Consider the following 20,937-nt stretch of genomic DNA (forward strand, 5'->3'; position numbering starts at 1 on the left):
TCGCACCGCTGACGCGAACGGCTCATGCTGCGAAGCTGCGAATGGTGCCCCGCACCGCTGACGGGAACGGTAGGCAGGCCGAAGCCGGGGAAAACGGGATCCCTGTTGTGGCCTCTCCTTTTCGGTGCATCTTTTGCCCTATCCCCCATAGGCGGGCCCGCATGGGGGCAGGAAACTGCCGAAAACAACGGCACCACCTCCAACCTGCCTTTGCTCAACCGTTTGGATGCCCTAGAAGAGCTGCGGCAAGCGCTTAGCCTCCCCACCTCCTCTGTCCAGGCGGAGGCCGTGACGCTGGATGGGCGGCATTTGTTTGTGGTTACTGCTCCCCAGGGGGATCCCGGCAGCCTGCCGCCGGTGTTGCAGCGGGTACGCTCCATTGAACAAACCCTGCACCAGTTGGCCAGCGCCGGATTCGATCCAGAGGCGCTGCAGGTTGAAGTCACCCTGGACGGCCAGACCAACCAGCCTGTTATCCGGGTGAATGGGCGACATTTGCTGACCATCACCTCCCTCGATGCCCAATTCCAGGGCGCCCAACCCATGGACTGGGCTGAGCAGGTAGCCGGCATTGTCGAGGAAGCGCTGCGCACTTCGCAACGGGAGCGGCAGCCTCAATTTTTGCGCCGCCAAGCGGTGATTGCCCTCGGCATCCTGGCTGTGGTAGGGAGCCTGAGCCAGCTCTGCCAGCGAAAACGGCGACGGCTGCAGCAAAAACGCGATGCCCTGCAGACGGAATACCAGGCCATCCAAGCAGAGGTACAGGAGCGCCTAGCGGGGGAAGAGCAGCCGGGCGTGGATCCCGTCTTGGTCGAACAACAGGCCGGACGCAAACGGCAGGAATCCTACTTGGAGCTGCAAATTCGCCTGCTACGCCTGGTGCAAATTAGCCTGTGGGTGGGCGGAGTCGGGGTGAGCTTGGGCCTTTTCCCGCAAACGCGACCCCTGCAAACGTTTTTCCTGGTTTCCCTGCGCGGCCCTCTGTTGCGGTTGGTAGGGGTGGGTCTGGCCACCTATGGCAGTGTTTGGCTGAGTGGACTGGTACTGGATAACCTCTTTGCTGCCCTGCGCCAAGAACAGTGGCAAAATGCCCCCACCTATCGCCTCAGCAAACGCCTCAGCACCTTTGCCAGCGTCTGTGACATACTCCCATCACTGACCCTACAGGTACAGCGTGGGCTTCGCGCTTCAAAGTGCTACGCACCGCTGACACGAACGGGGAGCTACTGCAAGAACCCTCTGCGAGCAGACACGGGATGTCCCACCGCGTAGCTGTACCAGATTCCGGCAAAGCCGTTTTGTACAACTATGTTGATCATAGCACAGGATACATCCACCTTTCATCCCGACCCTCCTGCTGTTGCAGAGAGTGCGGGGCTTCCCGGCGGTTTAGCTAACCCAGTTGCGCAACACCGAAGGCAGCTTGATCTCCATTCCCAACAGTGCCATCCGGGTGGTGGAAAACCTCTCCAACGGCTGGTCACGGGTGGATCTGGGGATCATGATTGCCTATGAAAATGACCTGGAACAGGCGATACGCATCACCGAGCAGGTGGCTCTGCAGATGTACCGGGAGCCGGCTTGGCGGGAACAAATTCTCGAGCCCCCCGAAATGCACGGTGTCGATGATCTGGGGGAGCGGGGGATCACGTTGCGCATTTGGATCAAGGTGCAGCCCCTGCAGCAGTGGAGGGTGGCGCGGGAATACCGCCGTCGCCTCAAGCACGCCTTCGATCAAGCAGGGATCCAGATTCCTTTCCCGCAGCAGACCCTCTGGTTCCACAGCCCCTTGGAGATGCGCATCCAGGGTCTCAGCCCAGAGGAGACCCACCGCCTGCTGCACCTAATGGAATCGCGGCTCGAGGCTCGCCTGCGGGAAAGGGATCCCGTTCCAAGCGACTTGACAAAATAGATAGACGCCGAGGGCTTCCACCCTTAGCCGCTCAGCCAGCTTGCAATTTCAACAGGGCGATCCCGCCAGCGGGCCGCAAGTCTAGTGACTACTCATCGCCGATGATTTCCGGCTCAGTCAGTTCATCCGACATTTCGATGACAGCGCGGCGGATTGGCTTCATCCAGCCATCTTCTATATCATCCGGATCCTCGTAGCGGCGGCGCTTGGCGCGGTTGGCCACCTGTACCGTAATGCGATAGCGATTTTTGGAAGCGTTGATCAGAGCCTCTACCCGACGCATCAGCTCGTCATTGTCAATAGCCAGTTGATTCTTGCGGGAAGCCATAATCGCAGTCTTAAATCTTGATATCTTGTTGCCACCAGGATCCCAACGAGACTCCGTCCCGCTAACGCGAAAGGACTCCGTCCCGCTACTGCGATCCTAGCAGAGAACCTTCCAGTTCTTGCATTCCTGTAGCGTTGCATGGCAATAGGGTGGGACTTTTGCCAAGAACTCATTTGTCAAGATTTGTCAAGAACTCATTTGTAGAGCAGCTTGCTCTGCTCTTGTACAACTCACAGGGGCCGCTAATCCAGCAAAAACTGTACCCACTTCGGCGGGGGTGGCAGCGGGCAACGAAAGTGCTCCATCACCAGGGCGGCCACCAAATGCACCGTGAATACGTAGATGAGGGAATTGAAGGCAATAAATCCCACCACCACCACCTGAACCATCCAGGGTTCTGCCACCCAGTAGACGCCCCATCGGCTGAGGGATACATCCAGGAGCCAGTTGGTTAGGCCGGTGAGTTGAATGGTTACGTAGATCCAGAGGTTTTCCCCCACCAGTAGGGAGGAAAGCACCAACTGAAAGATCAAGCCCAGGGCGCTGAGCACAGCCCCGCTCACCACCGAGACGTACCAGGAAAGACGCTGCTGCCACAGGCGGGCACACCAATAGCCCAGCAGACCATAGGGAATGACATAGAGAATGCTGCGCGTGGGCCCTATCAGCACCGTCAGCAACAGGCCGGAGACCACCAGGGCCATTGCCCCTGTGCGGGGATCCCAGCGCATCACCGCCAGCGCCACCGGGATGGGGAAAAACAGGCGCATGAAAGGAGCTAGCGGCGTGTAGCTCAGGATCCAGATCAAGGCTGCCGTACTGGCCAAAAAAGCTGTCTCCACCACCCTCAAGGCCGGAGAACGGGGAGGTGGGGGGGGTAAGGGAGGAAAGTCATCCTGCACAGAGGGCTGAGGCGGCGGGGGCACATCCAGAAAAGCACAACTTTTCCCAGCTTAGGCCACCGGTTGCCGGGTTGGGCGAATTGTTGCCCAGAGGTGTGGATCTGGACTGCAAATCGGCTACAGGATAGGCCCTGTTGTCGATTGGGGCTGCCTCAGCGGATCCCTTTTGGATTTCAGGACATTCGGCAACATTTCCCAAGGCCAACCGTGAACCGACCCCCATCGGCCAGTCTCTCCTGACCCTACCCATCAACTTGTCTTGAAACGACTAGGGCGTTCTGATAAAGTCGAGGCGGGATTTGCCCTGAGAGAGCGGGATCCCTTCTGGACAAGTCTAGGGTCAATGCTATGGCAGTGCGGGTGGGCATCAACGGTTTTGGCCGCATTGGACGGCTGGTGTTGCGGGCTGCTTGGGGCTGGAAAGAGCTGGAATTCGCCCACATCAACGAGATCAAAGGGGGAGCGGCGACGGCGGCCCACCTGTTGAAGTTTGACTCGGTGCAGGGCCGCTGGGCTATCGACATTGAGGGATCCGATAACCGGCTGCGCATCCAAGAGAAAACCCTCACCTTCAGCGAACACAAATCCCCCGGTGAAGTGCCCTGGGCAGAGTTGGGGATCGAGCTAGTGCTGGAATGCTCGGGCAAATTTGTCAAGGCAGCGGAGCTGGATGCCTACTTCAAAGCGGGGGTGCGCAAGGTGATTGTGGCTGCCCCTGTCAAGGACGAAGAGGCCCTCAACATTGTTATGGGCGTCAACGATCACCTGTACGACCCGGCCCGGCACCATTTGCTCACGGCGGCTTCCTGCACCACCAACTGCCTGGCTCCTTTGGTGAAGGTCATCCACGAGGGAATCGGCATTGTTCACGGGGTGATCACCACCATCCATGACGTCACCAATACCCAAACCATGGTGGATGCCCCCCACAAAGATCTGCGGCGGGCCCGCTCCGCTCTGCTGTCTCTGGTGCCCACCACCACCGGCTCTGCTACGGCCATTGGGCTGATTTACCCCGAACTCAACGGCAAGTTGAACGGCATTGCCGTGCGCGTGCCCCTCTTGAATGCTTCCCTAACCGATGCCGTGTTTGAGGTCAGGCGGCCCACCACCGTGGAAGAAGTCAATCACCTCTTAAAAACTGCAGCCGAGGGCGAACTCAAGGGGATCCTCGGCTACGAGGAGCTGCCCTTGGTCTCGGTGGATTTCAAAGGGGATCCCCGTTCCAGCATTGTGGATGCGCCCTCGACGATGGTGGTGGATGGCGCCCAGGTGAAGATCCTGGCCTGGTACGACAACGAATGGGGCTACGCCAACCGCATGGCGGAACTGGCCCGCAAAGTGGCCCGCAGTCTATAGAAACATCTCCCTTGGAGACCTGCCCATGACTTCTGTTTCGACGGCTCAAGCCTCTGCGGTTCGCAACTACGCCCTGGTTACAGCGGCCTATTGGGGGTTCACCATCACCGATGGCGCCATCCGCATGTTGGTGCTGCTGCACTTCCACAAGTTGGGCTTTACCCCGATCCAAATTGCCATGCTGTTTCTCTTCTACGAGATCTTCGGGGTTATTACCAACTTCCTGGGCGGCTGGATTGGATCCCTGTTTGGCCTGCGGCTGACCCTGTATGGGGGCATTGCCATCCAGATCTTCGGTTTGGTGATGCTGGGCGTGTTGAACATGCAGTGGCCGGTCTGGGGTCAGGTGGCCTACGTGATGACGGCCCAAGCTCTGGCCGGGATCGCCAAAGACCTCACCAAGATGAGCTCCAAAAGCGCCATCCGCCTGGTGGTGCCCAAAGAAGCGGAATCCCGCCTGTTTCGTTGGGTGGCTATGCTCACCGGATCCAAAAACGCCCTCAAGGGGGTGGGGTTCTTTGTGGGAGCGGCCCTGCTGCAGATCTTCACCGAAATCTACGGGGATCCCATGGGCTTCCGCATGGCCAACTTTGTCCAGGCGGGGGCGTTGGCTTTGATCTTCTGTTCGGGGGCACTGCTGCCTGCAGACATGGGCAAAATCAAGGCCAAGATCCCCTTCAAGCGGCTGTTTTCCAAGAGCAGAGAGATCAACATCCTCTCGGCAGCTCGCTTTTTCCTGTTTGGGTCGCGGGATGTGTGGTTTGTGGTGGCCCTGCCGGTGTTTCTCTACGACGAGCTGGGCTGGACTTTTATGCAGGTGGGCAGTTACATGGCCATCTGGGTGATTGGCTATGGGTTCATTCAGTTTGTAGCGCCGCAACTGCTGAGCGGGGGTCGCCCTGGCCGTGCTCCCAAGGCCCGCACCATCCAGATTTGGACCTTCGTGCTGACGGCGGTGCCGGCGATCATTGCCACAGCCTTCATGGCCGGGCTGGCACCGGAGCTGGTGATCACCGGCGGCTTGATCCTGTTCGGGATCGTCTTTGCCTTCAATTCGGCAGTGCATTCCTACCTGGTGCTGGCCTACACGGAAGACGACGACGTAGCCCTCAATGTGGGCTTTTATTACATGGCTAATTCCGGCGGGCGGCTGTTGGGGACGGTAACTTCTGGGATCCTCTTCCAGTTCTACGGATTGGAGGGCTGTCTTTGGTTTTCCACCCTCTTGATCTTGGCGGCGGGGCTGTTCTCGTTGAAATTGCCGGATCCCAGCAAAACCCCGGTGGAGTGGGTGGTTAAGCCAGGGGATTGAGGATGGAGGGCTACCAGCCGAGATGATGCAGTCCGCTCAACCCAATCCACACATGGATGGGCAGGGAAAGAAGTCTGCGCTGCCGATGCAACTCAGCCCAAACAAGAGGCCCAACGATGAGATAGTAGAGGAGCAAGCAGCTTTTCCGGCAGACTATGAGCCTGCGCATCGTTCCCACGACGCCCTTTCCCGGCCAAAGACCCGGCACTTCTGGCCTGCGCAAGCCGGTATCGGTGTTTCAGCAGCCCCACTACCTGGAAAACTTCGTCCAATCCATTTTTGATGTCCTAGAGGGATCCAGCGGCCAAACCCTGGTGGTGGGGGGAGATGGCCGCTACTACAACCGCGAGGCCATTCAGATCCTGCTCAAGATGGCGGCGGCCAACGGCATCGGGCGAGTCCTGGTGGGCCAAGGAGGGATCCTCTCCACGCCGGCGGTTTCCTGTCTCATCCGCAAGTACGGCGCCTACGGGGGGATCATCTTCTCCGCCAGCCACAACCCCGGCGGCCCCCAGGGGGATTTCGGCATCAAGTACAACATCGGCAACGGTGGCCCTGCCCCGGAGAAGGTGACCGAGGCCATTTACGCCCGCACCCAGCAGATCCGGGAGTACCGCATCCTGGAAGCTCCCGATGTCGATCTGGATCGCTTGGGCGAGCAACGGCTGGGGTCCCTCACGGTGTCCGTCATCGACCCGGTGGCCGATTACTTGGGCCTGATGCAGCGTCTGTTCGATTTCGAGGCCATCCGCGACTACCTGGCCTCTGGGATCCGCATTGCCTTCGACGCCATGCACGCCGTCACCGGCCCCTATGCCCACGCCATTTTGCAGGGATCCCTGGGAGCACCAGAGGGCAGTGTGCTCAACGGGCAGCCCCTGCCGGATTTTGGCGGCGGACACCCGGATCCCAACCTGGTGCATGCCCGCTCATTGGTGGAACTGTTGTTTCGGGAAGATGGGCCGGACTTTGGGGCCGCTTCCGATGGGGATGGGGATCGCAATCTGATCCTGGGCCGCCAATTTTACGTGACCCCCAGCGACAGCTTGGCAGTGCTGGCAGCCAATGCCCACCGGGTACCCGGCTACCGAGAAGGGCTGGCGGGAATTGCCCGCTCCATGCCTACCAGCCAGGCAGCGGATCGGGTGGCGGCCAAGCTGGGGATCCCTTGCTACGAAACGCCTACCGGCTGGAAATTCTTCGGCAACCTGCTGGATGCCGGCAAGGTCACCCTCTGCGGGGAAGAGAGCTTCGGCACCGGATCTCACCACATCCGGGAAAAAGACGGGCTCTGGGCCGTCCTGTTTTGGCTGAACATTTTGGCCGTTCGACGGCAGCCGGTGCGGCAGATTGTGGAAGAACACTGGCGCACCTATGGGCGCAACGTCTACTCCCGTCACGACTACGAGGGACTGCCGGTGGAGGTGGCCGAAGCGCTGATGGCAGACTTGCGACGCTCCCTGCCTGGGTGGGTGGGCCAGCGCTTGGGATCCCACACAGTGGCTTATGCCGATGACTTCAGCTACACCGATCCCGTAGACGGCAGCACCACCAGCCACCAAGGGATCCGCATTGGCTTTGAGGATGGATCCCGCATCATCTACCGGCTTTCGGGAACCGGCACCCACGGAGCCACCCTGCGGGTGTACCTGGAGCGATTGGAGCTGGATCCCGCCCGGCATGGCCTGGATCCCCAAGTGGCCTTGGCCGAACAGATTCAACTGGCCGATCACCTTGCCCAGATTCGCGCCCGCACCGGTCGGCAGCAGCCAGACGTCATCACCTAGCCCGTCGCAACAGTGGACAGGGAGCCTTCCCAGGGAAGCGGGGATCAGGGCCTGAGGCCATCCCAGCCGGTCGCGTCGGCGTCGCGGAGCAAAAAGGTGCCGATAGGGGAGGTAATGGGAGAGGTCAGTTGAAAATCTCCCCGCTCTTGGGTGAGGCCCACCGGGCGACTGGGGAAAGCCACCAGGATCCCTTCCAAGCGCAGTGACTCTGCCACCGGATCGTAGGCAAAGCGCAGCTCAAAATCCCGCAGGTCACGGCGAACTTCCACGCGGCGGATCCCTGCTTCCGTCAGGCCCAAGCGCAGCCGCCAGTGATTTTGCCATCGCGTGCCGAGGGTGGCATCCAGCTCCAGACCATAGGTAGAGATCTGGCCCAACCGGGGATCGTAAACCGCCTGCAGCGCATAGCTGATCCCCGGCTCATACACCTCCAGGCCGGAGCGTTGATCCCGGTTAAATGTGGTGCTGCTGCGTCCCCGATACTCCAGACGAACGGGTTGGAGCTGTCCCTGGTTCAGGTCGTAGGCCGTCTGCAACTGAATGTTGAACAGATCGGGAGCGGTGTTCCAGGTGAAGTTGGCGTTGAGGGTGTCCCACTTCTGGGCAACGAAGTCGTAGCCAAAGCTGGTGTCCAGGCGCACCAAGTTTCTCACCTCTGCCTGCAGCTCCTGCAAGTTGCGGGAGGCAATCGCTGCCAAATCCTCCGGGGTATCGTCGGGGAAGGTCAGGGCTATCGGCAGCTCGCCGGGCAGGTCATCTTCAAAGGCAATGTAGCCTGGGGGCACATCGGGTAGGGGATCGCGGGGCGTAAAGAAGCTGATGTTGGCATTGATGCGATCCACATCTCTGGGGCTGGTAGAGAGGGTTTGGAAGGGCACAGAATTGTTGCCGTAGAAGGTGCGGCTGTAGCGCAGGTCGATGGTATTCCAGTCGGCAGGTCTGAGGCTGAGGCGAGGGTTGAGGCTGACAGTAGACTCCTGGTCAGGAGTGGAGTAGAGGACTTGGGTGTAATCGATAGAACCCGGCATGAAGGTGATCCAGGGAGCCGGTTGAATATCGTTGAACTGAAGGCTGGAGCGCAGCTCGTAGCGATTGAAAAAGTGGAGGCCCGCCCCCACCTCCTGATCCGGCTGTTGCTCTTGAGTTAGGGTGAGGGCGCTGCTGAGAGCAATATCGGGCGTGATGCGAACGAGGTCGGGGTTAAAGGCCAGCTCGAAGTTGCGACGCGGCTCGTTGTCGCCATTGGAACTGCTGTAGGCGCGGTAGGCCAGGCGATAGGTACCTCCCCAGCCGGGTGGGGTCAGTTGAGTGCCCAGCGTCAACCGCGCATCGGCAAAGTCGGGGCCATCTTTGACGCTCACCCGCTGGTTGTAGTCCAAGCGTAGATCCGATTGCAGCCAATGCACGCCCCCGTAGCGCTGAGTGTGGCTGAGGGTGAGGGGGAAGCTGTAGATGCCCCGCTCCTGGGATCCGGTGCGGCTGATGTTGAGGGTGGTGGTGGAGAGATCCCCCTGAAAGGTGGCGTTGAGGCGGAGATCGGCGTTGTCGTTGCGTCCGCCGGCAGGACGGTAGGTGTTGTCCAGGTTGAGGTTGAGCTGCCCCCGCAGTTGGCCTTCCTGCCCAAAGAGGTTGGCAGCGTAAAAGTCGAAGTTGTGGTCGATGCGGAAACGGCTGGAGAAGCGCTGTTGGTCAGCTTCGGTAACCAAGTAAAACTGGGCTCGCCCGTAGTTGACACTGTCCGGGATGGGCAGGATGTAGTCGTGCAGGAAGCCGATGCCCAAGCCTTTTTTCTGCATGACATCCAGCCGCAGGCCGCCGAAGTTGTATTCGTCGAAGCGGTAGGCCCAACTGGATTTGACAAACACCCCCTCTGTCTCGCTGCGCCCCGGCAGCACCCACTGGTGATCCCGCAGGCTGTAGATGAACAGGGGGAAATAGGCAATCTGCAGGCCTGCCCGCAGATCCCCTGCTTCTGTGAGTTCGCCGCCGGCAAACACGCGGGCGTCGTAGACGATCACCCGGTCATCGGGAAACACCTCCACCCGATCCCCTTGCACGTAGTGGGTGATGGGTGGCTCTGGCGAGGTGGTGACGGTGGCTTTCTCGAAAAAGATCTGATCCCCCAAAATGGCGGTGGTCTCTTGGCTGCGCACAAAAACCTTGGTGCCCGGCTCCTCCCCCGGCAGAATGACCAGCGAGCTCTCAAATTGGGCGGTGCGACCGGGGATATCCAGATCCAAATTTCGCCCTTCGATTTGCCGGATCCCGCGCCCTTGGGGGCCAGGGGGCTGCTCCATGCGAAAAGGGCCCTCGCTGCGCAGGCGTCGCTCCCGCCGATAAAACAGCAGCCGGTCGCCGGTGATGCGGGTGCCGTCAGCCAGTTGGATCAAGGCGTTCCCCTCGGCAATGCCCAGGTCTTGTTCGGCGATGTAGCTGAGCACATCCCCACTCACGTTGATTTGATCCGGGTCAAGAGGAATTTGCCGCTGCGCGGTGGCCGAGAGCTGCTGGCGAATCTGGGATCCCTGGCTAACGTTCCCTGTCGCCGAGACGGCATCTGCCCCGGTGCCCAGATCCCGCAAAAGGGGGAACTGCTCCAGCAGTTGAGGAGCCAGGGGTGAGCCCGCAGTGGGGACAAAGGCTTCCCTGCCCCTTTGAGTGGCCATGGGGGATCCCGTCAGCCCCGACCCAGGGGTGGCCTCTGCCAACAGGACACCGCCCAAATCCAAGCTCCCACCGGCTTGGGAGATCAAGGGAGGAACCGTCGAAGCTGGGATCCGATTTAACCTTGCCTCTGAACCGGCTCCACCTTGCAGTTGGGCCGTAGCCCGGTTTTCGCCATTGGATTCCGATCGCGTTAGCGGGACGGAGTCCTTGGTGGGGCGCAGCCAGGGTTGCTCTTCCACCTGCAGGGCTTCAGCCTGAGAAGTCATGGGCTGGGAAAGCCGAAGGGAGTTCAGGCTGGGAACTGCCGCGGTGGGCGTCGCCAGTGAAGCGGGCTGGGGAGCCGGTGTTGCCTGGGCCTGCTGCGCCTGTCGCCGAGCATGGGCTGCTGCCCCTTCGGCCAACAGCCGTTGTAGCCGCTGTCGGTTCAGTTCTTCTGGCGTGAGGGGCTTTTCAGGAGAGTTGGCAGAGGGAGGAGAGACCGGGGCCGCAGGGGGTAGGGTTGCCGCAGTCAAGGCCGTAGCAGGCAGGGGAGAAGCAGCCGCCAGCGGGGAGGATTGCGCCTCAACCAGGGTAATGGGATCTCCATCGGTAGGAGCAATCGGTTCTGGGCTGGAAGCCCGGCGGGCCAGTTGCAGGCGCTGAGCAAGTGTTTGCGCTGACCGAAAGCGCTGGTAGCCCTCCAGAGAGAACTCCGTCCCGCCGACGCCAACAGTGGGCGGGGGATCCAACTGGGCGAAGACGGCCTCCCCCGTCCCCAACCACAGGGAGCCGCCCCAGCAAAGAGCCAACCACTTTGCCCAAGGGCTGAAGTCATGGGGGAAGTTGCAGGATTTCACCGTAAAAACCGCCACAGTAAAGAGAAGCCCACCCCACCGAAAATCATATTCGGCAACCAGGCAGCCAGCCAGGGATCGATATGCTCCACTCGACCCATCGCTCGTCCCAGGCTCATCAGTACATAGTAAATAAACACCAGAACAATCGCTAGCGCCACGCCGCCGTAGCGCCCCGTTCGCCGCACCGTTTGCAGGCCCAAGGGGGCAGCCACCAAGATGGCGAAAAAGCTGGCCAAAGGAATGGCGAACTTGAGGTGGTATTCTGTCAAGCAGCGGGCCACATCGGCAGAAGGACGTTGCTCCGCTCGATATCGCTGGCACTGCTCCCACAGCTCCCCCGCCCGTTGCTCTTGGGGCACTTTTTCCGCGTACACCAGGCCCACCAGTTTGTTGACGATGTTGAGCTGCATTTCTTCCACCTGGCCTTCATAGTAGGTGCGCCCCTGCTCGTCATAACGGCGGATCACCACATCTCGCAGTTGCCACGATTGGCCCACCTGCTGCGCGGTTTGAGCGGAGATCACCTGCGGATAGCGCAGGTGGCCGGTCTCAGCTTTGCGATCCAGGATCAACAAATCCTGCATCAAGCCGGTCTTCGGGTCAATCGATCCGACATGAAACCAGAGATCATCATCCACCCGCACGATCTCTTCTGGATTAAACAAAAGAGCATCTTGAGCCAAGATGAGGTTCTTGTTCAGGATTTTCACCTTTTGGTTGGTTTCCGGCACAATCACTTCATTGGTCAACAGCGCCAAGCCGCTGATCAGCAGGCCAATACAGAGCACGGGGATAAACACTTTGCGATAGGGGATCCCAGCAGCACGCAGGGCGGTGATCTCGCTGTCGGCTCCCATTTTGCCCAGGGTGAGCAAGGTGGCAAAGAGGCCGGCAATGGGAAAGGTGACCACCAAAATGGCGGGCAAATTGAGGAGGAGAATGTGCAAAATGGTCAGGGGAGGGGCGCCCTTTTTCACCAGCAGATCGGTGTAGATAAAGAGCTGGTTGCCCAGCATCATCACCGTGCCCCCGGCCACCCCCAGAAAGAAGGGGCGGATCATCTCTTTGAAGAGATAAAACTCCAAAAAGGCAGCCCCCAATTTCAGGGATCCCCAAAAGCTGCCCGCTTGAGCAGGGGTTCTGCGCAGTTTGCCCTCGGCGAGTGGAGCCGTCATGACATCACCTCGGATCACAACCTCAGCCAAACCTGGACGATCAAAAACCACAGATGGCTCCCCGAGGGGGGATCCCATCAGAGGGCGTCGGTGATGCGAAACTGAAACATGCCCTGCTGTTGCCCGTCCCCTTCGACGGTGTATTCATCTTGTTTTATGTTCAGGGTAACCAGCTTGCCACTGAGGCGATTGGCGCCCCGGCACATCTGATCCAGCGCGTTGCGGCCCGGCAGAGCTTGGGTGCTCTCCCCGGGAAGGCGGCCGACCTCTCCCCGATCGCAGAGCACCACAGGAGCCTGTTCGGCGCTGATTTTGAAAATTTGTTCTCGGTCAAAGTAATCGGCGCGATCCCCTTCGATGGCGCGGTTGGCCTGCACAATAACCACATTGCCAAAGAAGCGGGCATCGCCGCTGGCTTGGTCGATCTCCACCCGGTCGGCGTAGATCACCGTCGGCTGATCCACATCGGCCTGGGTCTCCGGGTTTTGTAGCCGCCGCGCCAGCCACTCCCCCTCGATCTGCTCGATCACCACCTCTCCCCGCAGCTCCACCTTTTCAGGGGTGATGGTGGCTTGGTTGGCCTTGGCCCTACGTCCCCGCTGGATAAACTCGACGGCATCGCTAAACTCGGAAGTGCCGGTGCGGGAGTTGTAAACCAGGCGGGCAGCCCGCACTTCGGTTTCGGCTTGGCGCAGTTCTTCCGTCAGGGATCCCCCGCCGGGCGTGGGGGTAGAGGCAGCCATCTGCCGGTAGAGGACGTTCTCTTCAAAGAAGAAGATCTTGTCGCGGTGGTTGCCCTCCAGGCGGGCTGAGGTGAGCACCCGTCCGGGCTCTTCCAGGGTGACCCCTCCGGTCAACAAACTTTGGGATTCGCGGCGGCGGTAGGTGCCCTGGGCCGACCGGATAATGGTTTCCCCCTGCTGGATCTCCAGGTTGCCTTCCCCTTGGGCAATTTGCGTGTTGCGGTCGTAGGTGAGGCGGTCGGCAATGATGGTGACTTCTTGATCCTGTTGGTCTGGAGTCGCCTCCGGGCCGGGGGAAGCCTGGGCCAAGCGCAGATCGGCCAACAAGGGATCCCGGCTGCTGTCGCCGGCCACCTCTTGCAACACCACACCGCCGGAGAGAATGCTTTGGGCCTGTTGCCGCAGGTAGGTGCCCTGGGGAGCGCGAATTTCGATGCCACGTTCGCGAATGCGCAGGTTCCCTTTCCCCTGAGCCACTTGTTGGGTGCGGTCGTAGGTGATCTGGTCGGCGGTGATGGTGATGGAAGCGGGATCCGCTGCAGCACTGGCCACCCACTGGGAAGCGCTGGCGGGATCGGTCGGGGGGGCGGCTGCCGGGCTGTCGGTGCGCAGCACCACCAGCTTGCCCTGCTGAGCGCTGAGAAGGGCAAATTGAAAGTTAAACGAGCCAGAGCGGCCCTGCAACACCATTTCCCGGCCTTTGAGGGTGAACTCCGCGGGCACCTCGATGCGTTCTTCGGGGGTGACTCTCAGGGCGCTGGTCAAGAGCAGGCTGCCGTCGCCGCTCCTCACCTCCACCTCCTCATCCAAATACAGCTCATCGGCGGTGGCATTGTAGCGGGCTCGCTTGGCCCGCCAAGTCATCTGCTCGCTGCTATCAAAAAAGGGATCCGGCACCCCTTTTTGCCGGTCGGCACCTTCTCCGTAGAAGTAGCCGTGTGCCCCCTGTTCAAATACCTGTTGCCCAGCTGCCAGATCCACCTGCTCGGCAATCAACCGCCACCGCTGATGGCCTCCCCGACGACCCAAGATATCTACCCTGCGGCTGACCGAGAGGGGCTGGTCGGGGGAAGGAGACTCCACCTTCACTTCCTCGATGTCGATCGACAAGGCCCAGCCCACCAAAGCAGCCAAGATGCTGCTCCCCAACAGCGCCACTCCCAGGTTGGAATTGAAGAATCGCCGCATCCTGTTTTCGCTGCCGCCTCACCTCGACCCGAACTGACCACTCCCCTTGGAGCCAACGCTCTGAGCTAGCACTCTAGGCTGTAGCTTATCCCATTTTGCCGGCTGCACCGGGGGGATCCCGCGCACACCTAGCCTTAAGCCGACTTTTCAACCTTCAGCCATATCGGCTGAGGATGAACCCCAACCCCAGAAACAGCCCCAGCCAAAAGTGGAGGCCGACGGCGATGAACTTGGAATGGCTAATCCGCTGCGGCTGATCGTGATAGGTACCCAGCAGGCGGGAGAGCCGCACCGCAAACGGGATCCCGGCCAAACTCAGCAGGGTCCAAGCTGGAAAGATCCCCAGCCCCACAAACAGCAGCATCAGGCCAAAAAGGCTGCCGCAGAGCCAGGGGATGAGGCGGGCCGAGCGCAAAGTCCCCAGGCGGGCCACCGGCGAGCGCTTGCCGCAGGCTAGGTCATCCTGCACTTGATGGAAATGGGAACAAAACAAGATCAAGCTGGTCGCCATCCCCACCACCAGTGAGGCTGCCAACCCCGGCAGCGACCAGGTCTGGCTTTGGCTGTAGTGGGCGGCCAAAACCGCCAGCGGCCCAAAGCTGAAAAAGCAGAGGATCTCGCCCAGGCCCTGATAGCCCAGGCGCAGGGGCGGCCCCTGGTAGGCATAGCCCAGCCCGCAGGCCAGCAGCACCAACAGCAGCACCGTCGGATCCCATTGCCGCCAGCTCAGCCACAGGATCCCCAGCAGCCCCAGGGCCAAAAAGGCATTCCCCACCCAAAACACCCGCCCCGGCTTGCCTGTCAGGTTAACCAGGGAGTGGAGTTTGTTTTTGTCCACCCCTGTCTGGGCATCGAACACGTCGTTGCTGAGGTTGACCCAGGCCAAGATGCAGATGGCAGCTCCCCAAAACACCCCCAAAACCCCCAAATCCAGTACCCCTGACTGGGCGTAGGCAATGGCGGATCCCACCCAGATGGGCATGATCGCCACGCTGTACATGGGGGGCTTAAGGGCAGCCATCCACAATTGCCGGCGAGAGCGGTTGCTCCATGCGGCCTCTGCTGCTGGCTGCACTTGGCTGACATCTGGATGCATGCGAATTCTCCTTGGGGAGCAAGCCTGCTCTGGGGCCCGTCTCCGGATCTGATCTGTTCTGTAAGGTAGAGCGCCTTAGGAAGCATTCTCCAGGATGCTAAGAAACTTTGCAGTCCGTGAAGAAGCTCCTCAGATCTGGCCCCCAAAAGCCCGGGCTGCCGGCTCTTCTCCTAATCTCTTATCCTAAAGTCATCTCCTGCCGGTCTCCATCGACAGGTGTCCTGTTTTCGGCCAAGGTGGGATCGTCTTCTTTTTCTTGCGCATGACCTCTTCTCTTTCCCCTCGGAATGCCCACGGTACGCTTGAGTGCCTGGAGTGGCCGAGAGCATGGCCGCCGACTCGCACTTCTACCTGGACGGACGAGGCGAGGGATCGGCGCCACTGGGATCCCTTCCTAACCGCCTGCCAACAGATGGCGCGGGCGCGGGGCGTGCCCCAAATCCTCAGCTTGTCCCAGCCCATCCCAGAGCTGGATCCGCTGGCGGTGCTGGCCCAGAGGCTGGGTTCGCTCCCCACAAACCGATTCCCGAGCTACTGTTATTTCTCCCACAAGGCCCACGGGGAAAGGGTGCGGGTGCTGGGATGGGGATCCCTGCGGCAGGTTGATCTCGCGGGAGAAGGGGGCTTGCGGGCGGCACGGAGCTTTGTAGAAGAGCTGCAGCCCCACGTCCATGCCGCTTGCATTGGCAGAACGGAGCCCTCGGAAGTGGGAAGATTCCCAGGCAGCCGGCAGGAACGCCCTCTGTGTTTCTGTCGCCTCAGTTTCAGCCCCAGGAGCAAAGGGGGGGCAGCGCTGGTGCTGCCACGTTGGCAACTGTTGCAGGTACCAGGCTCCTGGAGATCTCTGGCGGTAGCGCGGCTCAATCTGGAAATTGCTCCCGAAAGTGACCTAGCAGCTTTGGCCGGGCAGATCACCGCCTTTTTTGCCCAAATGGAGCGCCTTTCTCGATCCCCCTTGCCCTCGTGGGAATTGCAAGCTCCTGTGCCAGTGAACTTGGAGGAAGCCCCCCTCTTGGCGCGCATCCAAAAAGCCCTGCAGGTGATTCAGGCGGGATCCCTGGAGAAAGTGGTGCTGGCCGAAGCCGTGGATCTGCACTTGCCTGCCTCGCCATCGATCCCGCCTCTGCTGGCTTATCTGGAAAAGCATCATCCCGATTGCAGCATCTTTGCCTTTGCCGCTGGCGTCAGCGGGCCGAAGTCCTTGGAGGCAGATGCTCGGGGGAATTTGCCGGCCAGGCCTCTCCACCTGGTCCAAGAGGGGGCCTTTCCCCAGGTTTTCTTGGGGGCCACCCCGGAGCGCTTGCTTTCCGTGTGGCAAGGCCGGGTGCAGATCGATGCCTTAGCCGGCTCCGCCGCCCGCGGCGCCACCCCTGTCCAGGATCGCCAGTTGGCCGAGGAGCTGCTCCGCAGCCCCAAAGACCGCCGCGAACACCAGTGGGTGGTGCGCTCGATCCAGGAGGCTCTGAGTCGGTTGGGAATGGATCCCTGCATTTCCCCTCAGCCTCGGCTGCTCCGTTTGGCCAACATCCAGCATCTGCAAACCTTGATCGAGGCGGAGCTCCCCGCCGATGTACATCTGTTCGATCTGCTGGCCCAGCTCCACCCGACGGCAGCGGTGGGAGGGTATCCCCAACAGGCGGCGCTGCAGTGGCTAGAGCGGTTGGAACCCTTTGATCGCTCTAGCTATGCCGCTCCCTTGGGCTGGGTAGACTTACAGGGCAATGGTGAGTTTGTGGTGGGGATCCGCTCCGCCCTAATTCGGGGGAATTGGGCCCGCTTGTATGCCGGTGCCGGGATTGTGGCTGACTCCAACCCAGAGCAAGAGCTGGCCGAGATTCGTCTGAAGTTGCGCTCTCTGGTGCAGGCTCTGGCCTTGCGACCTGCAGCTCCTCCGCTCCCCAGCTTCTGAAGAGAGGGGATCAGGAAGATGTTTCTGCCGCCGCTGCGGGAGGTGGATACGAACCCCTCCACGAACAGCTACAGTGAGAAAGCCGGTCTTTGATTAGCCTCGGTGTCCTCTGCGGCATGGCGACCCTGAATCCCACCCATCCCCCTCGTATAGCCGGATCCCGCGCGCAAGTGGGGCTTTGGCCCGGCCTGATCCAGCACTATCGGGAATGGCTCCCCGTCAGCGCCAGCACACCTGTGGTCACGCTACATGAGGGCAACACGCCTCTGGTGCCTTCCCCGGCTTTGAGCCAACGGCTGGGGCGAGACTGTCAAGTTTACCTGAAGTTGGAGGGCCTCAACCCCACCGGTAGTTTCAAGGATCGGGGTATGACGATGGCCGTGTCCAAGGCCAAAGAGGCAGGGGCAGAGGCGATCATCTGCGCCAGCACCGGCAACACCTCGGCGGCGGCTGCTGCCTTTGCGGCCAAAGGAGGTCTGCGGGCCTATGTGCTGATCCCCGATGGCTACGTGGCCAAAGGCAAACTGGCCCAAACCCTGATGTACGGGGCGGAGATCATCGCCGTTCAAGGCAACTTCGACCAAGCGCTGGCTATGGTGCGGCAGCTGGCGGAAACCTACCCGGTGGCCCTGGTGAACTCGGTCAACCGCTTCCGCTTGGAAGGGCAGAAAACCGCCGCCTTCGAGGTGGTGGATGCTTTGGGGGATGCCCCCGATTGGCTCTGTATTCCGGTGGGCAACGCGGGCAACATCACGGCTTATTGGATGGGGTTTTGCCAGTACCGCCAGCAGGGCAAGGCTACCCGTCGCCCTCGTCTCTACGGCTTCGAGGCTGCCGGTGCTGCCCCCATGGTGTTGAACCGGGTGGTGGAACACCCAGAGACGGTGGCCACGGCCATTCGCATCGGCAATCCTGCCAGTTGGGTGAAGGCCAAGGCGGCAGTGCAGGTGAGCGGCGGCCAGGTGGATAGCGTCACCGACGAGGAGATTCTGGCAGCCTATCGTCTCCTGGCATCCGAAGAAGGGATCTTTTGCGAGCCGGCCAGCGCGGCCTCGGTGGCAGGATTGCTGAAATGGCGAGAGCAGGTGCCTGCTGGAGCACAGGTGGTGTGCGTGCTGACGGGCAATGGCCTTAAGGATCCGGACACGGCCAGCCACCAGGGATCCGCTCCTATCCACACCGGCGTTGTCCCTGAGCTGTCCGCTGTTGCTCGTCTGATGGGCTTCTAGCAGAAACCGCCCGCTGGTTAGGGTCAGGCGTTCCCCTTGGGCGGCGCTCCGTCGCCTATCGGGCATCGCCATCTGGCAAGCGACATTCCTCTCTCGGCCATACGCTACAGCCCCAGCTCAAAGCCCGCATTGGGCGGAAAGGGCTGTGTCGAGAAATTCCCGGATCAGGGGCAGCACCTGTTCCCCATGCAAGGCAGGGATGGCGTGGCCGGCCCCGGCCAGGATCTTGAGCTGAGCCCCAGGGATCCCTTCGGCATAGGTTTGGCAGTGCCAGAGGGGAATGGTGTCGTCCTGTTCGGCGGCGATCACCAGGGTGGGGGCCTGAATGTAGTTGAGATAACGTTCAACCGTATCGACAGCAGCTTGTGGGCGCAGACGTTGTCGGAGAAATTGCCGAGCGACCGGCTGCTGACGCAGGGATCCCCGCAACCACAAGAGCTGGGCCAGCTTGTCTTCCCAATGCCACCAGCGGGCCAGCGGAGCGATCGCCCGCAACAGCCAATCCACCCAAGCGCTTTCCCAGAGCAAGGGCCGCAAATGGTTGTAGCGTCTCACAAAGCTGTCGTCGCGGATCCCGGCAGGAGCCAACAAAACCAACCCCCGCAGCGGATACCGCACGGCGTAAGCTGCCGCCACCCATCCCCCAAAGGAATGGCCCACTAAAACCGGAGCAGCTAGGCCCAGCCTTTGGACAAATCCGCGCACAAACTCTACTTCTGCAGCGATGTCGTAGTGCAAGGCCGGTTGGCCGGACTGCCCGAACCCCAGTAAATCCAAGGCAATGCAGCGATATTCGTCTCCCAACCCTTGCATCAGCGGCCACCAGTTGGCATGAGTGGCCATAAAGCCATGCAGAAACAGCAGTGGGATCCCTTTTCCCCAGTCTCGATAGGCAGCCCAGCAGGACTCTGCCCCTGCGATGTTCAACCCTTCCAATTTCACCCTGTGCAGCGGGATCTCTTGAACGCGGGCCTGTAACTCCGCCAAGCGCTGGGCCAGGGGGAGTCGTTCCAACAGCGTTTGCCTGGTCATCGGCTTGGGGTCAGTAGACACAGACAGATTCAGCAGATGCAGTTTCTTCCGGAGCAGCATTGGCTACAGCGAATGCACCTATACGGAAATATCTCTCGTATCTCTTTGAACAGGGATCCTGCTCAATCCACCGGAATCTACCTGGGATCCCATCAACTCGGAAAAGGCCGTAACGCATCGCAACTTAGCCGATCAACTGCAAATGGGGCGGGGGAGTTTTCAGCCAGTCTTGGCGGGTCAGCAGCCCTTGGAGGAAGCGGGTGGCCGCCTGCGATTGATAGCGCTCCGGGTTAAAAGCCAGCCAGAGGGTACGCCGTATCTGCAGCCCTTCCACCACCAGCTTCCGGAACCGCCCTTGTTCCACATCGGATCCCACTGCCACCATGGACAGAAAGGCCACCCCCAACCCCGCCTGGACGGCATTTTTGATCGCCTCAATCGAGCTGAGTTCCAGCCGCACGTTCAATTGGGCCGGGTTAATGCCGTGGCGATTCAGTACCCGATCGATGGTTTGCCGAGTGGAAGACTGGGGATCCAAGGTGATGAAGGGCAAAGCCAGCAGATCCACAAGAGCCGGAGAGTCGATGGCACAGCCGGGGGCACCGACCAACACATATTCATCTTCCGCCAGAGCCATCACCTTCAAGTGCCGCTGCAGCTCAAAGGGGATCTCCCCGCCAACAATGGCCACGTCCAATTGGCCGTCCACCAACTTCTGGGCAATTCGCCGCGTGGATTGCACCAAGAGCTGTACGGAAATTTGTGGATAGCGGCGGTGATATTGGGCGATCAAAGAAGGCATGACATAGGTGCCCACCGTTTGGCTGGCCCCCAGAACCAGATGCCCCCCCTCCATTTTCTGCAAATCCGCTAGGGCCTCGACGGCCTCACGGCACAGCTTGAGGATGCGCTCGCTGTACTGCAGCACCACTTTCCCGGCATCCGTCAGCTCCACCTTGCGCCCACTGCGGTCGAACAGCACCACTCCCAACTGTCGCTCCAGGTTCTGCACTTGCAAGCTGACGGCAGGCTGGGAGACAAACAGGCTATCGGCAGCACGGCGAAAACTACCCTGCTGGGCAATTGCCCGCACGATGAGGAGCTGATCTAGAGTAAACGGCAACTCATCCGCCATAGGGAACTCCAAACCCCACAGTGGGATCCCTTACGTTTCCCTGAAAAGCTGGGCAGCCCGCGTTTGGAAACCCACACGAGATCATCATAAACAAGCGAGAAATCCCAAGAGAGCAGCTCAACCCTTTCCCGGCAGCTCGGCTCTGGGGGGTGACCAGCCAAGAGTGGAGAGGAGAGCTCAGAATCTTCGGGCTGTTTCTCTGCCATTCGGAGCAGCTATGCCCACAATACCTACCTGATACATTTACGCTGAACACTGCTGAACATCACTGTTCAACTATGCAGCGATAGCATTCTGTTTGTTTCCAACCAGAATGGCGGTATCCCG

The 20,937-nt window shown here is 60.5% G+C and carries 15 protein-coding genes; 7 read left to right on the top strand and 8 right to left on the bottom strand.

The window, feature by feature from the left end; genetic code table 11:
• Positions 1-24 precede the first annotated feature (24 nt).
• Together ACVW0C_RS02755 and ACVW0C_RS02760 are read left to right on the top strand one after the other, a co-directional pair.
• A complete protein-coding gene (locus ACVW0C_RS02755) occupies positions 25-1,272 on the top strand; it encodes a hypothetical protein (RefSeq protein WP_457384255.1) in 1,248 nt (415 codons plus the stop codon).
• A 130-nt stretch (positions 1,273-1,402) separates the two neighbouring features.
• Positions 1,403-1,912, top strand: a complete 510-nt coding sequence (locus ACVW0C_RS02760; protein WP_457384256.1) for a mechanosensitive ion channel family protein — start codon at positions 1,403-1,405, stop codon at positions 1,910-1,912.
• Positions 1,913-2,000: 88 nt separating this feature from the next.
• Here ACVW0C_RS02760 and ACVW0C_RS02765 read toward each other — a convergent pair whose 3' ends face one another.
• The gene (locus tag ACVW0C_RS02765; protein ID WP_011433877.1) at positions 2,001-2,240 is read right to left on the bottom strand and encodes a DNA-directed RNA polymerase subunit omega; all 240 of its coding nucleotides are present in this window, start codon (positions 2,238-2,240) and stop codon (positions 2,001-2,003) included.
• A gap of 242 nt (positions 2,241-2,482) precedes the next feature.
• Positions 2,483-3,166 carry a DUF2232 domain-containing protein gene (locus ACVW0C_RS02770; RefSeq protein WP_414383551.1) on the bottom strand — a complete coding sequence of 228 codons (684 nt, stop codon included), beginning with the start codon at positions 3,164-3,166 and terminating at the stop codon, positions 2,483-2,485.
• A gap of 324 nt (positions 3,167-3,490) precedes the next feature.
• Here ACVW0C_RS02770 and ACVW0C_RS02775 point away from each other — a divergent pair, with 324 nt between their 5' ends.
• The 3 genes from ACVW0C_RS02775 (at position 3,491) to ACVW0C_RS02785 (ending at position 7,600) form a co-directional block, all read left to right on the top strand.
• The gene (locus ACVW0C_RS02775) at positions 3,491-4,501 is read left to right on the top strand and encodes an ArsJ-associated glyceraldehyde-3-phosphate dehydrogenase (protein WP_457384257.1); all 1,011 of its coding nucleotides are present in this window, start codon (positions 3,491-3,493) and stop codon (positions 4,499-4,501) included.
• 25 nt (positions 4,502-4,526) lie between these two features.
• Positions 4,527-5,813 carry an organoarsenical effux MFS transporter ArsJ gene (arsJ, locus tag ACVW0C_RS02780; RefSeq protein ID WP_457384258.1) on the top strand — a complete coding sequence of 429 codons (1,287 nt, stop codon included), beginning with the start codon at positions 4,527-4,529 and terminating at the stop codon, positions 5,811-5,813.
• Between the two features lie 155 nt (positions 5,814-5,968).
• On the top strand, positions 5,969-7,600 hold the full coding sequence (locus tag ACVW0C_RS02785; RefSeq protein ID WP_457384259.1) for an alpha-D-glucose phosphate-specific phosphoglucomutase: 1,632 nt from the start codon (positions 5,969-5,971) through the stop codon (positions 7,598-7,600).
• Positions 7,601-7,644: 44 nt separating this feature from the next.
• Here ACVW0C_RS02785 and ACVW0C_RS02790 read toward each other — a convergent pair whose 3' ends face one another.
• The 4 genes from ACVW0C_RS02790 to menA all read right to left on the bottom strand — a co-directional run bounded on the left by ACVW0C_RS02790 (position 7,645) and on the right by menA (position 15,305).
• Entirely contained in the window at positions 7,645-11,118 is a 3,474-nt protein-coding gene (locus ACVW0C_RS02790; protein WP_457384260.1) for a hypothetical protein, read from the bottom strand.
• Positions 11,100-12,278 carry an LptF/LptG family permease gene (locus ACVW0C_RS02795; protein ID WP_457384261.1) on the bottom strand — a complete coding sequence of 393 codons (1,179 nt, stop codon included), beginning with the start codon at positions 12,276-12,278 and terminating at the stop codon, positions 11,100-11,102. Before ACVW0C_RS02795 ends, ACVW0C_RS02790 begins: the two co-directional genes overlap by 19 nt.
• Before the next feature lie 77 nt (positions 12,279-12,355).
• Positions 12,356-14,209: an LptA/OstA family protein gene (locus ACVW0C_RS02800; RefSeq protein WP_457384262.1), complete on the bottom strand. Its 1,854-nt coding sequence runs from the start codon at positions 14,207-14,209 to the stop codon at positions 12,356-12,358.
• Between the two features lie 154 nt (positions 14,210-14,363).
• Positions 14,364-15,305 (bottom strand): 2-carboxy-1,4-naphthoquinone phytyltransferase, encoded by a 942-nt coding sequence (menA, locus tag ACVW0C_RS02805; RefSeq protein WP_457384263.1) that lies wholly within the window; start codon positions 15,303-15,305, stop codon positions 14,364-14,366.
• Positions 15,306-15,567: 262 nt separating this feature from the next.
• Here menA and ACVW0C_RS02810 point away from each other — a divergent pair, with 262 nt between their 5' ends.
• Together ACVW0C_RS02810 and thrC are read left to right on the top strand one after the other, a co-directional pair.
• On the top strand, positions 15,568-17,214 hold the full coding sequence (locus ACVW0C_RS02810; RefSeq protein WP_457384264.1) for an isochorismate synthase: 1,647 nt from the start codon (positions 15,568-15,570) through the stop codon (positions 17,212-17,214).
• Positions 17,215-17,330: 116 nt separating this feature from the next.
• On the top strand, positions 17,331-18,443 hold the full coding sequence (thrC, locus tag ACVW0C_RS02815) for a threonine synthase (protein ID WP_457384265.1): 1,113 nt from the start codon (positions 17,331-17,333) through the stop codon (positions 18,441-18,443).
• Between the two features lie 117 nt (positions 18,444-18,560).
• On the opposite strand, the gene ACVW0C_RS02820 is transcribed toward thrC, so the two are convergent.
• Positions 18,561-19,457, bottom strand: a complete 897-nt coding sequence (locus tag ACVW0C_RS02820) for an alpha/beta fold hydrolase (RefSeq protein ID WP_414407590.1) — start codon at positions 19,455-19,457, stop codon at positions 18,561-18,563.
• A gap of 202 nt (positions 19,458-19,659) precedes the next feature.
• Entirely contained in the window at positions 19,660-20,610 is a 951-nt protein-coding gene (locus ACVW0C_RS02825) for a LysR substrate-binding domain-containing protein (RefSeq protein ID WP_457384266.1), read from the bottom strand.
• Positions 20,611-20,937 lie beyond the last annotated feature (327 nt).

Source organism: Thermostichus sp. OS-CIW-26 (genome assembly GCF_054058395.1).

Excerpts from the sequence above, each read along its gene's own strand:
- ACVW0C_RS02785 (WP_457384259.1), top strand. The coding sequence starts at position 5,969 with ATGAGCCTGCGCATCGTTCCCACGACGCCCTTTCCCGGCCAAAGACCC.
- ACVW0C_RS02755 (WP_457384255.1), top strand. The coding sequence starts at position 25 with ATGCTGCGAAGCTGCGAATGGTGCCCCGCACCGCTGACGGGAACGGTA.
- ACVW0C_RS02810 (WP_457384264.1), top strand. The coding sequence starts at position 15,568 with ATGACCTCTTCTCTTTCCCCTCGGAATGCCCACGGTACGCTTGAGTGC.
- ACVW0C_RS02765 (WP_011433877.1), bottom strand. The coding sequence starts at position 2,240 with ATGGCTTCCCGCAAGAATCAACTGGCTATTGACAATGACGAGCTGATG.
- ACVW0C_RS02795 (WP_457384261.1), bottom strand. The coding sequence starts at position 12,278 with ATGACGGCTCCACTCGCCGAGGGCAAACTGCGCAGAACCCCTGCTCAA.
- ACVW0C_RS02800 (WP_457384262.1), bottom strand. The coding sequence starts at position 14,209 with ATGCGGCGATTCTTCAATTCCAACCTGGGAGTGGCGCTGTTGGGGAGC.
- ACVW0C_RS02775 (WP_457384257.1), top strand. The coding sequence starts at position 3,491 with ATGGCAGTGCGGGTGGGCATCAACGGTTTTGGCCGCATTGGACGGCTG.
- menA (WP_457384263.1), bottom strand. The coding sequence starts at position 15,305 with ATGCATCCAGATGTCAGCCAAGTGCAGCCAGCAGCAGAGGCCGCATGG.
- ACVW0C_RS02825 (WP_457384266.1), bottom strand. The coding sequence starts at position 20,610 with ATGGCGGATGAGTTGCCGTTTACTCTAGATCAGCTCCTCATCGTGCGG.
- thrC (WP_457384265.1), top strand. The coding sequence starts at position 17,331 with ATGGCGACCCTGAATCCCACCCATCCCCCTCGTATAGCCGGATCCCGC.
- arsJ (WP_457384258.1), top strand. The coding sequence starts at position 4,527 with ATGACTTCTGTTTCGACGGCTCAAGCCTCTGCGGTTCGCAACTACGCC.